At 39.7% G+C, this 12291-nt stretch carries 14 protein-coding genes; 3 read left to right on the forward strand and 11 right to left on the reverse strand.

Annotated features, from left to right (window positions below):
* Positions 1-9: 9 nt before the first annotated feature.
* The 9 genes from FA727_RS13825 to fabL all read right to left on the reverse strand — a co-directional run bounded on the left by FA727_RS13825 (position 10) and on the right by fabL (position 8956).
* A complete protein-coding gene (locus tag FA727_RS13825; protein ID WP_136831782.1) occupies positions 10-1014 on the reverse strand; it encodes an ABC transporter permease in 1005 nt (334 codons plus the stop codon).
* Between the two features lie 138 nt (positions 1015-1152).
* Positions 1153-2754 (reverse strand): ABC transporter substrate-binding protein, encoded by a 1602-nt coding sequence (locus tag FA727_RS13830; protein ID WP_136831784.1) that lies wholly within the window; start codon positions 2752-2754, stop codon positions 1153-1155.
* A gap of 39 nt (positions 2755-2793) precedes the next feature.
* Positions 2794-3765 (reverse strand): ABC transporter ATP-binding protein, encoded by a 972-nt coding sequence (locus tag FA727_RS13835; protein WP_136831786.1) that lies wholly within the window; start codon positions 3763-3765, stop codon positions 2794-2796.
* Complete coding sequence (locus FA727_RS13840; RefSeq protein ID WP_126410884.1) at positions 3765-4751, reverse strand: ABC transporter ATP-binding protein; 987 nt, start codon at positions 4749-4751, stop codon at positions 3765-3767. The genes FA727_RS13835 and FA727_RS13840 overlap by 1 nt, the downstream gene beginning before the upstream one ends.
* A gap of 225 nt (positions 4752-4976) precedes the next feature.
* Positions 4977-6725, reverse strand: a complete 1749-nt coding sequence (locus FA727_RS13845) for an ABC transporter ATP-binding protein (protein ID WP_136831788.1) — start codon at positions 6723-6725, stop codon at positions 4977-4979.
* Between the two features lie 80 nt (positions 6726-6805).
* On the reverse strand, positions 6806-7336 hold the full coding sequence (gene ntdP / locus FA727_RS13850; protein WP_136831790.1) for a nucleoside tri-diphosphate phosphatase: 531 nt from the start codon (positions 7334-7336) through the stop codon (positions 6806-6808).
* A 162-nt stretch (positions 7337-7498) separates the two neighbouring features.
* Positions 7499-7750 (reverse strand): YgaB family protein, encoded by a 252-nt coding sequence (locus FA727_RS13855; protein WP_136831792.1) that lies wholly within the window; start codon positions 7748-7750, stop codon positions 7499-7501.
* A gap of 177 nt (positions 7751-7927) precedes the next feature.
* A complete protein-coding gene (locus tag FA727_RS13860) occupies positions 7928-8131 on the reverse strand; it encodes a gamma-type small acid-soluble spore protein (RefSeq protein ID WP_136831794.1) in 204 nt (67 codons plus the stop codon).
* Between the two features lie 75 nt (positions 8132-8206).
* Complete coding sequence (gene fabL, locus FA727_RS13865) at positions 8207-8956, reverse strand: enoyl-[acyl-carrier-protein] reductase FabL (protein WP_136831796.1); 750 nt, start codon at positions 8954-8956, stop codon at positions 8207-8209.
* A 110-nt stretch (positions 8957-9066) separates the two neighbouring features.
* Here fabL and yfhS point away from each other — a divergent pair, with 110 nt between their 5' ends.
* Positions 9067-9255: a mother cell protein YfhS gene (yfhS, locus tag FA727_RS13870; protein WP_136831798.1), complete on the forward strand. Its 189-nt coding sequence runs from the start codon at positions 9067-9069 to the stop codon at positions 9253-9255.
* A 193-nt stretch (positions 9256-9448) separates the two neighbouring features.
* Here yfhS and mutY read toward each other — a convergent pair whose 3' ends face one another.
* Complete coding sequence (gene mutY, locus FA727_RS13875) at positions 9449-10540, reverse strand: A/G-specific adenine glycosylase (protein ID WP_136831800.1); 1092 nt, start codon at positions 10538-10540, stop codon at positions 9449-9451.
* Between the two features lie 146 nt (positions 10541-10686).
* On the opposite strand from mutY, the gene FA727_RS13880 reads away from it, so the two are divergent.
* On the forward strand, positions 10687-11667 hold the full coding sequence (locus tag FA727_RS13880; RefSeq protein ID WP_136831802.1) for a metal-dependent hydrolase: 981 nt from the start codon (positions 10687-10689) through the stop codon (positions 11665-11667).
* A 29-nt stretch (positions 11668-11696) separates the two neighbouring features.
* Here the strand turns inward: FA727_RS13880 and FA727_RS13885 are convergent, their stop codons facing one another.
* Complete coding sequence (locus tag FA727_RS13885) at positions 11697-11960, reverse strand: YfhJ family protein (RefSeq protein WP_136831804.1); 264 nt, start codon at positions 11958-11960, stop codon at positions 11697-11699.
* A 142-nt stretch (positions 11961-12102) separates the two neighbouring features.
* Between FA727_RS13885 and FA727_RS13890 the strand changes: the two genes are divergently transcribed.
* Positions 12103-12279 (forward strand): small, acid-soluble spore protein K, encoded by a 177-nt coding sequence (locus FA727_RS13890; protein ID WP_136831806.1) that lies wholly within the window; start codon positions 12103-12105, stop codon positions 12277-12279.
* Positions 12280-12291 lie beyond the last annotated feature (12 nt).

Below are 12291 nucleotides of genomic sequence, written 5' to 3' on the forward strand. Positions count from 1 at the left end.
TCCCCCTTACTAATTGTATTTAATCCTTGGATCAATCGCGGCATAGAGCAGATCGACAATTAAGTTAATCGTCACGAAAATAACTGCGATAATTAAGATACCTGATTGTATTACTGGATAATCACGATAGTTAATCGCGTCATAAATATAACGTCCGATTCCAGGCCAGCTGAAAATCGTTTCTGTTAAAATCGCTCCTCCAAGTAGGAGCCCTGTTTGTAGACCGATAATCGTTAGTACAGGAATAATGGCATTTTTCAAGGAATGCTTGTACACAACCCAAAACATTCTTAATCCCTTCGCTCTTGCGGTACGAATGAAATCAGACTTCATTACCTCAAGCATCGTAGAACGAGTAATACGAGCAATGATCGCCATTGGAATCGTTGCCAAGGCAAAGCTTGGCATCACTAAATGCTTCACAACCACCCAGAATTGGTCCATCCTTCCTTGTATCAACGTATCAAGAATATAGAAGTTCGTGATGGTTTCAATCGGGGCACGTACATTCTCTCTACCTGAAGTCGGGAGCCATTCTAAATTAATGGCAAATACCCATTGTTCCATTAATCCGAGCCAGAATATCGGCATCGAAACACCAATTAATGCAAGAATCATCGCCACGTAATCAAACCAAGAGTTTTGGAACCAGGCACTGATAATCCCTGCATTCACCCCGATTACGATCGCAATAATCATGGCACAAAAGGCAAGCTCAGCAGTTGCGGCAAGGAATGGCCAAATTTCTTCATTAATCGGAGATTTCGTTCTTAACGATTCGCCTAAATCCCCAGTAAATAGACCACCAAGATAGTGAAAAAATTGTGTGTACCACGGTTGATCGAGTCCAAGCTGTTTCGTTAATGCTGCTACCGCTTCATCTGTTGCTAATTGCCCTAATATCGTTTGTGCCGGATTCCCTGGAATCGCACGAATCATGAAAAAGACAATGAGCGTAAGACCTAATAATACTGGAATCAATGATAGAAGCCTTTTGACTGTATAGGAAAGCATACATACACCTCTCTTGCAAGGGAATGAGGCTCATATAGAAGGCTCTTTCTCAAAACATCTCGCTTGGAAAAATAGCCCTCTATATGAGCAGGATAATGAAGAGGGAGTCACAAAATCGAGCTCCCTCTTCCTCATGCCTTATTGTTGGATTTCAACGTTTGCTAAGAAATCTGAACCTGTTGGATGAGCTAAGAAGTTTGAGATTTTGGCACTACCCGCCAATAACGGTGTAGAGTGTACTAAAGGAATCCAAGGTGCGTCATCTTTAATGATGACTTGCGCTTGCTTATAAAGCTCTTCACGCTCAGCTTGGTCAGAGCTTGCTTGTGCTTTTAATAAAAGCTCATGAACTTCAGCATTCTGATATTGTGAATAGTTGTTAGAACCGATTGAATCTTGGTCCAATAATACATATAAGAAGTTATCTGCATCACCATTATCACCTGTCCAACCAAGTAAGAATGTATCTGCTTCCCCAGCATTAGCTTTCTCTAGGTAAGTAGCCCATTCATAAGTGACGATTTTCGCTTTAACTCCAACTTCTTCAAACATTTTTTGAAGAGCTTCCGCTACTTTTTGTCCTTCAGGCATATATGGTCTTGGAACTGGCATAGCCCATAGTTCCATCTCAAATCCATCTGGATATCCAGCTTCAGCAAGTAATTCTTTTGCTTTTTCAGGATCATACTCATAATCCGCAACATCAGGATTATAGCCAGCAACGACTGGTGGCATTGGGTTAATTGCAGGCTCAGCTGCTCCAGCATAGAATGCATCAATGATTTCTTGCTTGTTAACAGCATGGTTCAATGCTTGACGTACTAACTTTTCTTTTAATGGACCGCGTGTTGATGTTAATCCAAGGTAACCAATGTTTAAAGATGGACGTTCAAAAATTTGTAAATCTGGATTTGCATCGATCGTTGCTTTATCACTAAAGTTCACGCCATCGATTAAATCCACTGCACCTGTTGCTAATTCATTCAAACGAGTAGAGTTTTCAGGAATTACCCTGAAGATAACCTCGTCAAGCTTCGGTAATCCTTCTTGCCAGTATTCTTCGTTTTTAACAATTGTAATATAGTCATTTTCCTTCCACTCTTTAAACTTGAATGGACCAGTACCAACTGGATTTTTAAAGAAATCTTCACCAAATTCTTCGATTGCAGCTGGGCTCGCAATTCCAAATGGTGACATTGCTAAGTTTTTGTAGAATGGAGCGATTGGAGTATTCAATTTGAATTCAACTGTGTACTCGTCTACTGCTGTGACGGAATCAATTTTATCTCCAAATTGAGAGTTGTAATAATAAAACTGCTCAGCGTTTCCTGCCTTCCAACGCTCGAAGTTAAATACAACTGCTTCTGCATTGAAATCTGTTCCATCGTGGAACTTAACACCCTCGCGAAGCTTAAGTGTATGTGTTAAACCATCTTCACTTGTATCCCATTCAGTTGCAAGACCTGGATGAATCTCAGTATCTTGGTCACCAAATTCGATTAGTGTTTCATAGATATTCTTTGTTACTTTGAAAGCTTCCCCTTCAGTTGTTACCGCTGGGTCAAGTGAAGTAGAGTCTCCACCGCGTCCAAATACAAGCTGTCCACCTGAAGTTTCTCCTGCTGTATCACCTTCATCAGCTGGCTTTTCATCTGTGCCTGCTGATTTATTACAGCCAACTAACGCTAATGAAAACAACAGCATCAAAACTAATGCCCAAATACCTTTACGCTGTTTCATGATATTCCCCCTATTTATTTTGTTATTTATCATCAATGCTTACTTGTTATATAAATGACAAGCAGCAAAATGACTTGGCTCAATCTCCACCAATTCTGGTCTAGTCGTTTTACATACTTCCATACATGCACTACATCTCGTATGGAATGCACAACCTAGTGGAGGATTTGCTGGACTTGGTAGATCTCCTTTTAATAGCTCCTTTTCCTGCTGCACATCTGGGTCTGGAATTGGAATCGAAGCTAGAAGTGCCTTCGTATATGGATGTAAGGGCTTTTCGTAAAGCTTATCTGCCTCGGTAATTTCTACTAATCTACCTAAATACATCACCCCGACACGATCACTTATGTGTTTGACGACACCAAGGTCATGAGCGATAAATATGTAAGTTAATTGGAATTCTTTTTGTAAGTCCTCTAGTAAGTTTAAAACCTGTGATTGAATGGAAACATCCAACGCAGATACTGGTTCATCAGCAATAATGAGCTTCGGCTTCGTCATTAACGCGCGAGCGATCCCAATACGTTGTCTTTGTCCACCACTGAATTGATGCGGATAACGCTTTGCGTGGTAGCTATTCAAGCCAACGACCTCAAGCATTTCTCTTACTCTACGTTTTCTCTCTTCTTTATCTTTCACTCCATGAACAATGAGTGGTTCTTCAAGAATCTTCTCCACTGTATGACGAGGATTTAATGAAGCGAACGGGTCCTGAAACACCATTTGGATTTCTTTTCTCATTCGTCTCATGTCTTCTGCCTTCAGCTTGGTTAAGTCCTGTCCTTCAAATTCGACAGTTCCTTCTGTTGGTTCTAGTAATCTCATAAGGACACGACCAGTCGTCGATTTTCCACAGCCAGATTCCCCAACTAGCCCGAGTGTCTCTCCTTTGTTTACAAAGAAGCTCACATCGTCAACAGCCTTTACTTCGCCAACTTTTCTGCCTAAAACTCCGCCAGTAATCGGGAAGTATTTTTTCAATTTATCTACTTTTAATAAAACCTCAGACATTAATTTTCACCTCCTGCTGCATGGAGGAAGCATCGAACATGGTGCCCATCAGCAGCTTTGTATAAAGGTGGATCTTCTACGAAACAACGGTCGTGTACATTCGCACATCGTGCAGCAAAGCGGCAGCCTTGCTTGATAGCACCTGGCTTCGGTACATTCCCTGGAATCGAATAAAGTCTTTCCTTTTTCTCTCGAACATCAGGAATTGATTCTAGTAAACCAACTGTGTACGGATGCTTTGGATTCTTAAAAATGTCTCGAACACTAGCCTCTTCCACGACTTTTCCGGCGTACATAACAATAACTCGTTGACAAACCTCAGCGACAACCCCTAAATCATGAGTGATCATAATGATTGCTGTATCGAGTTTTTTATTTAAGTTTTTCATTAAGGATAAAATTTGAGCTTGAATGGTTACGTCTAATGCGGTTGTAGGTTCATCAGCAATCAAGAGCTTCGGGTCACATGAGAGAGCCATCGCGATCATAACCCTTTGTCGCATTCCACCTGATAACTGATGCGGATACTCCTTCATGATTTGCTCTGCTCTTGGCAAACCAACAAGCTTAAGCATCTCTACCCCGATTTTGAAGGCCTCTTTCTTGTTTACTTTTTTATGTAAAATAATCCCTTCTACGAGCTGATTTCCGATTGTGAACAATGGGTTCAATGAAGTCATTGGCTCTTGAAAGATCATCGCGATATCATTTCCTCTGATTTCACGCATTCTTTTTTCGGAAGCAGGTACGATATCTTCACCATTTAAGAGGATTTCTCCGCCGACGATTTTTCCTGGTGGCTGAGGAATGAGCTTCATAATCGATAAGGATGTTACACTTTTTCCACACCCTGATTCGCCGACAATCCCGAGGATTTCTCCTTTGTTTACAGAGAAACTGATATTATCTACTGCAGGAACTTCACCATCTGAAGAGAAAAAAGAGGTTTTTAGTTCTTTTACATCTAAAACTGGAGCTTGAGTCACACTTTTACTCCTTCCTTTGTTGCTTTCTGATTTTTCTAATATTGTCCATTTTATAAAAAAAATCTCAATCCGTCTACTATTTATCTGAATTATTATTAAATAATAAATTTTTGCATTAATATAAATTTTGATTAAGAACCCTATTATTGCTAGGTTTTAGTGCTTTAAAATACTATTTCGATAAACTTTTTTCGCGCAAAAAAAGACACCCTTTTGGGCGCCTTTTTAGTGCTCTAATTGTTGTATTTGAAACAACTTATGATAATTTCCCTGTTTCTCCATTAGTTCCTCATGACGGCCAATCTCGACAATTTCACCATTTTCAATCAGGACAATTCGATCGGCATGGGTGATCGTAGATAGACGATGGGCAACAATAAAGGTTGTTCGTTCCTTTGCTAGCTTTTCAAGTGCCTCTTGAAATAAGTGTTCACTTTCAAGGTCCAATGCCGATGTTGCTTCATCTAGAACAAGTATTGGCGGATTTTTAATAAATACCCGTGCAATCGCAACACGTTGCTTCTGACCACCAGAAAGCTTCACACCACGCTCGCCAACTTTTGTATCGTAGCCTTGAGGTAAATTCATAATAAAATCATGTGCATTGGCAGCTTTGGCAGCTTCTATCACTTCTTCATCAGTCGCATTTGGTTTTCCGATTAAAATATTTGATTTAACGGATTCACTAAATAGAATATTGTCCTGTAAAACCATCCCGATTTTATCCCTTAAAGAACGAACCTTGAAAGAACGGATATCTGTTCCATCAAGAAGAATTCTTCCTTCTGTGACATCATAAAATCTCGGAAGGAGACTTACCAAAGAAGACTTTCCTCCACCACTCATTCCAACAAGGGCAATTGTTTCCCCTTCCTTAACATCAAGGGAAATATTTTTCAAAATGGTCTCTTCATTTGCTTCATAAGAAAAACTCACATTCTCAAACTGAATGTGTCCTCGAACATTTTCACAAGGAATTGCATCAGGACTGTCATCTATATCGTATTTTTCATCAATTAATTCAAACATCCTATCCATCGATGCAATCGATTGGGTTAGAGTAGTTGAAGAATTGACTAGGCGTCTTAAAGGATTGTAGAGACGATCAATATAAGCGATGAATGCCGCCATTTCCCCGATGGATAAATCTCCTCGAATCGCCTGGTAGCCAGAAAAGCCGATCACAAGCAATGGAGCAATATCGGTAATCGTATTGACGACGGCAAAAGCCTTTGCATTCCACTTCGTATGATCAATGGCTTTTGTTAAAAAGTTGTTGTTTTGCGCATCAAATCGTTTTTGCTCTTCATCTTCAATCGCAAAACTTTTAATTACTGGCATCCCTTGAACACGCTCATGTAAATACCCCTGAACCTCTGCAAGGGCCTGCGATCTTTTTCTCGTCAGCTTTCTTAAATTGCCAAAAAAGTAACGCACAGAAAAAGCATAAAACGGAAAGAGGATAAGGGAAACAATCGTTAATTCTATATCCATCGTCATCATGATCGCAACCGCAATGGCAATCGTTGCAACATCTAGCCATAGATTCATCAATCCTGTGATAACAAATGTCTTCGTCTGCTCAACATCGTTGATCACTCGAGAGATAACTTCTCCAGCCTTTGTATTCGCGTAATATTTAAAGCTTAGTTTTTGAATATGTGTAAAAAGCTGATCGCGAATATCGTATAGAATTTTACTCGCTGTCCATTGGGCAAAGTACTGTCGGTAATATTCAATTGGTGGTCGTAAGATGAGAAAAATAACAACCATAATCGACATGACCATGACGAGCTTGCCTACTTTTTCATCCGTTGTTAATTCAACGTTTTGCACGATACCATCAAGTACAAACTTAATGAGCAACGGAATCAACAGTGGAATGGCAAACTTCAAGATCCCAATAAGAATGGTTCCAAAAATTTGGAACTTATAAGGCTTAACAAAATTCATGTATCTACGTATGCTGTCCAACCTGTTCCCCCCTAGATGAAACTAGATTACGTATAAAAACCTGTTGAATCAAGATCAACAGGCGTTTTTCACTACATTATTTAGCGTCTGTAAGTTAAGTATCGTTCATACCAAATGTCGATAAAATCTGGCGCGAATGGTCCTTTTCCTTGGCGGATCCAACGAATCAATTTATCAACATTTGCCTTCAATATTTGATCAATGACTTCCGGATAATTCATTTCCTTACGATGTCTTTCATATTCGTCTTCGTCAAGCAAATTGAATGTCATATCAGGAAAGACTTTAATATCCAAGTCGTAGTCTATGTACTTTAATGCTTCCCCATCAAAAATAAATGGAGAGCTCAGGTTACAATAATAATAAATTCCATCTTCACGAATCATCCCGATGATGTTAAACCATAGCTGCGAATGAAAATAACAAATCGCAGGCTCTCTTGTAACCCACGTTCTGCCGTCGGATTCTGTCACGATTGTCCGATCATTTGCACCAATGACTAAATTTTGCGATCCCTTTAGAACCGTTGTCTCATCCCAAACTCGATGAATATGTCCATTGTGCTTATAACTATGAATTTGTATCGGTTCACCCTCCACAGGTACGTCCATTTCTTCTCCCTACTTTCATTCTCCGAACACTCTAAAACCTTTATTTAAATCGGCCTGTCCAGTTTCTCTTTCTATTATTATAACGGTAAAAGTTAGAATTTAAAACAAAGAGCCATTGAAATATTTCAATGACTACACTTTTAGCACCTTTGTTAAGGATCATTATCCGACTGTACTGACTTCCTGATAAGATTGTATCAATTCCTCGGTTTGTTTTTCAAATGTCTCGTGAATGTCCTTCAATTCTGCCTTCATTCTCGCAATATCTTCCTGGATGCTTTCTAGCTTTGTCTCTTGTTGAAGCTCTTTTAGTTCCTCCTCTAAGCCTTGACAACGCTCTATTTCTGATTGAAGGAATAATAATTTTTCCATTGTCTCCATTTGTGCACTTACTAAACGGTTAAACTGATTCATGTTTCACACCGCCCTATAGTCGTATTCATTCCACGCTTTTAATATATTCGAGGGATAAACAACTATTCCTTTGACTAGTTATGTAAGGTTAATGGAAGTTTTGTCGAAAAATGTCCGTACAAAAGACGAGCCCTTTCAACTTTTGAAAGGGCTCGCTCGTCTAAGTATATGCTCTCTTTAAGATTGACCAGCTTGGCCGGAACCTTGAGATTTTTTAGCTTCAGCTTGTTGGTTTGCTTGTTTCACTTTTTGAACGTCTGTTTCGCTACCAAACTCGGTACCAAATTGACCTTGTGAACCAGAAGATGCAGACTGTGCATTTTGCTGGCGTACTTGTTGAATGTTAGTTCCAGCTTGAGATTTGTTTGGTTGTTTTGCCAATGTTATCACCTCCACGCATATTAATTTGTCCATGCGCAGAGGTTACTATCCAAATATTTTTTTGGAAAAAATTAGTTAGACAAGTAAAGAAATTCCGCCATCCACAATAATTGTTTGCCCCCTAATCATACTTGCTTGATCGCTGATTAGGAACATAACAGCATTCACAATATCGTCGATTTCAACCATTTTTCCCGCAGGTGTTTTCTCTCTTGCTTCAGCAAGGAGTTCTTCACGGTTCGGGAAGGATTTCAGTGCTTCTGTATCAACCGCTCCACCAGAAACTGCGTTGACGACAATATTCTTTTCTGCTAATTCAACCGCTAAATAACGTGTAAGGGCTTCAACAGCCGCTTTGGATACTCCAACAGTCGTATAGTTCTCAAGATATCGAATCGCTCCCAAAGAACTGATGCTGACAATTTTTCCGCCACCGTTTTTCTCCATTAACTTCGCCGCTTCTTGGGCACAAAAAAGAAGGGCCTTACTATTAATATTCATTGTCCAATTCCAATGAGACTCTTCAAGCTCCATCACTGGACGTTGAACACCTGAAGCCGCATTGCTGACGAATACATCAAGACGTCCAAATGTTTCATCAATTTCTACAAACATTTGCTTGATTTTTTCCACGTCTCCAACGTTTGCTTTAATTAGAAGTGCTTTACGACCAAGCGCTTCAATTTCAGCAGCTGTCTCCAATGCTGCTGATTTGCTTCGTGCGTAATTGACAACGATATCGTAACCTTCTTTTGCTAATCGAAGGGCAGTAGCTTTCCCAATTCCACGACTACTTCCTGTAACTAATGCAACCTTTGTCATGATGTTTGATTCCTTTCTTCTCTTTTGTTTTCATTTTAGACATTATATGAATAGATATCAACACGGAATACAACACTAACCTTAGAAAAGCTAAGTTCTAGGAGGTTTCTTGAATGTATTCTGGCCGCGATATGACAGAGCTTTCCATGATGTCCAAAGCAGATTGGAATGATAGCGAATTAGCTTATTTTCATCATTCATTTCAGCAAATCATGCCGTACTTAAATTCAGAGGGCCAAAGCATCCACCGTGAAATCATTGAGGAAATTGAAAATCGCGGTGGAATTAAGGGTGATCAATGAGTTAGTTTTGGTGGGTGCCTGCTTTTGGGACGGAATTTGCTTGTCGGGTTGGGATTCTGTCCTGCATTGTTGATTTGGGTGACAGATTTTTCTTTTTACCCGGGATTCTGTCACGAGTTCCCACTTTGCGTGACAGAATTTCACTTTCCAACAGCAATTCTGTCACTCATTCCTACCGAAAACAACAAACTTCTTACTCCTCATGATAGTACTGTTTCATAATCTTCTGATGTGGCACAGGGAACGGATACTCGACGATTTCCTCGGGTGAGACTACTTTTAAATTTTCATCCTCTTTAATCGGAGCTTTTAACTCTCCCTCAAATACTTGAATATCCCACTTTAAATGAGAAAAGACATGTTCAATTTTACCGACAGCTTGTCCTAACTTAACCTCAATTCCGATCTCCTCCATCAAAAGAGCCTCTACATAACTTTTATCAAACATAAAAGGCGAGGTTACTTCAACTGTTGGGAATTCCCAAAGATTTGCGAGCAAGCCACTGCTCGAGCGCTTATGAATAACAGTCTTTTCATCTTCGCGAATCACAACGGATGCTAATTGCACTTGACGTTGCTTTTTCGCCTTGGTTTTTACAGGAAGTTCATTCTCAACTCCTTCATGAAAAGCGTGACAATGCTCACGCACTGGACAGAGCAAGCAAGATGGTGAGGTTGGTGTACAAATCAATGCCCCAAGTTCCATTAATGCTTGATTGAAATAGGACGGATTTTCATGAGAAATGAGTTCATAGATAGCAGTTTCAAACGTTTTACGTGTGGAAGGCTTCGCGATGTCTTCCCAAATGGACAAGATCCGAGAAATCACCCTCATCACGTTACCGTCTACTGCTGGCTCTGGGACTCCATAAGCAATTGATAAAATCGCTCCAGCTGTATAAGGACCGACTCCCTTTAAAGTTGAGATTTCTTCTTTCGTATCTGGGACTTTCCCACCGTACTTTTCTTTTACTTCCTTCACTGCAGATTGTAGATTTCGCACGCGAGAGTAATATCCTAGTCCCTCCCATGCCTTTAAAACCTTTTCTTCCTCTGCATCTGCCAAATCATTGATGGTCGGAAACTGTTCGATGAATCGGTTAAAATATGGAATAACCGTATCCACTCTCGTTTGTTGAAGCATGATTTCCGATACCCAAACTTTATATGGATTTTTATCCTTGCGCCACGGTAGATCTCTTTGTTCGTTTGAAAACCACTCGATCAAGTCGTGTTGAAAGGCATCTTTGTTAACTAATTTTAGATTTTTTAAGGAATCTGTCATGATTACACCACCTGCTGTTAAACATATATATAAACCATGTGAACATTTTTTAACTCTTTTTAAAATATCGATTTAATTCAACATTTACAACCCATTTGCTGATAAAATTAATTTAACATCAGCCTATTCTAAGGAGGTTCTACCTTTTGGACACAGGTACTCACATAGTTATGGGGCTTGCCCTTGCTGGACTCGCAACATTAGACCCAGAAGTTGCTGCAAATTCAACAACTGCAACAGCTGTCATGATAGGAACCATTGTCGGATCACAAGCTCCAGATATCGATACAGTACTTAAACTTCGAAACAACGCTGTTTATATAAGGAATCATCGGGGAATCACCCACTCAATTCCAGCCGTCTTACTATGGCCAATTGCAATAACAGCAGTAATTTATCCATTTTTACCAGAGACCAATTTGTTACATTTATGGCTTTGGACCTTTTTAGCTGTATTTTTACACGTTTTCGTCGATATTTTTAATGGATATGGCACGCAAGCACTACGCCCTTTTTCTCCAAAATGGGTTGCTCTCGGCATGATCAATACGTTTGATCCGATTATTTTTGGCTTGCATGTCCTTGGATTAATTGTTTGGGGACTAGGCGCACACCCTGGATTCACATTTTTAGTCGTCTATGCTGTTCTTGTTGGCTACTACATTATACGTTTTTTCGCACAAAAAAGGGTTGTTCAAGAGGTAAAAACCTTAATTCCAGACGCGACCGATATCATCATCTCGCCGACTATGAAATTTTCTCAATGGCGAATTGCAGTCATGAATAAGCAACAATTTTTTGTTGGTCGAGCATACAAAAATGATGTGACCATACTTGACCAATTTAATCGCGTGAAAGTTCCTTCTTCCCCCGTGATTGAAGCAGCGAAAAAGGATAAAAATTTATCTGCCTTCTTATCCTTTTCTCCCGTTTATCGTTGGGAAGTGGATGAATACGATGATTATTATGAAGTAAAATTCATTGATTTGCGTTACCGAAGCAAGGACCATTATCCTTTTGTGGCTGTTGTTCAGCTGGACCTAGACTTGAATATCCAATCCTCTTACACAGGCTGGATTTTTAGTGAAGAAAAACTTAGAAAAAAACTGGAGATATTACCAGGTTAAAAAAGCGAGGCGCTATGCCCTCGCTTTTATTAATGCTCCTGTCCATTTTCAAATAAATGTTTGTACTTTGGATTTGTCGCGAAAAATTCATGAAGCCTTGCTCCATGATTTTCAATTAATTGCCGCACAATTCGTTCCGTCATTTCACTCCCCTTATATTCTCTTCCTGCCTTTGCACGGGTAGTTTCAAAATCATCCCATAAAAGTTCAACCCAAGTTTGCGCCTGATGCACAGATAATGAAGGGTTCTTTTCCAATAATAATTCAACTAGCTTTTGTTGATATTCATTCAAACTTAATCACCTCTTTTGCCAACTTTTTATCATGATGAATGCTGATACTTCAACCTAATTGGGTTCATACTATGTGTACGTGATAAGCATTGATCAGCAGTGCTTATCACGTTGGATATGATTTGTTAGGGAGGGTCTTGTATTGCGAAATAAAGCAAAGAATTTCCCATATCAAGGAGAAAATAAATTCGAGGGTGAACCTCGTGCAAAAGCTGAGTATGCTTCTAAAAGAGCGAATGGTACGACAAATACTCATCCTCAAGAACGGATGAGGGCCTCAAGCAATAGAGAATCTGACACGTCAGAGCTTTTTGAGTAGAAATACTACTAC

Source organism: Robertmurraya kyonggiensis, from assembly GCF_005116465.1.
GTDB classification, from domain to species: Bacteria; Bacillota; Bacilli; order Bacillales; family Cytobacillaceae; genus Robertmurraya; species Robertmurraya kyonggiensis.

Bases quoted from the DNA above. Each gene is read 5' to 3' on its own strand.
- FA727_RS13830 (WP_136831784.1), bottom strand. From the start codon at position 2,754: ATGAAACAGCGTAAAGGTATTTGGGCATTAGTTTTGATGCTGTTGTTT.
- FA727_RS13825 (WP_136831782.1), bottom strand. From the start codon at position 1,014: ATGCTTTCCTATACAGTCAAAAGGCTTCTATCATTGATTCCAGTATTA.
- ntdP (WP_136831790.1), bottom strand. From the start codon at position 7,336: ATGGACGTACCTGTGGAGGGTGAACCGATACAAATTCATAGTTATAAG.
- yfhS (WP_136831798.1), top strand. From the start codon at position 9,067: ATGTATTCTGGCCGCGATATGACAGAGCTTTCCATGATGTCCAAAGCA.
- FA727_RS13855 (WP_136831792.1), bottom strand. From the start codon at position 7,750: ATGAATCAGTTTAACCGTTTAGTAAGTGCACAAATGGAGACAATGGAA.
- FA727_RS13835 (WP_136831786.1), bottom strand. From the start codon at position 3,765: ATGTCTGAGGTTTTATTAAAAGTAGATAAATTGAAAAAATACTTCCCG.
- mutY (WP_136831800.1), bottom strand. From the start codon at position 10,540: ATGACAGATTCCTTAAAAAATCTAAAATTAGTTAACAAAGATGCCTTT.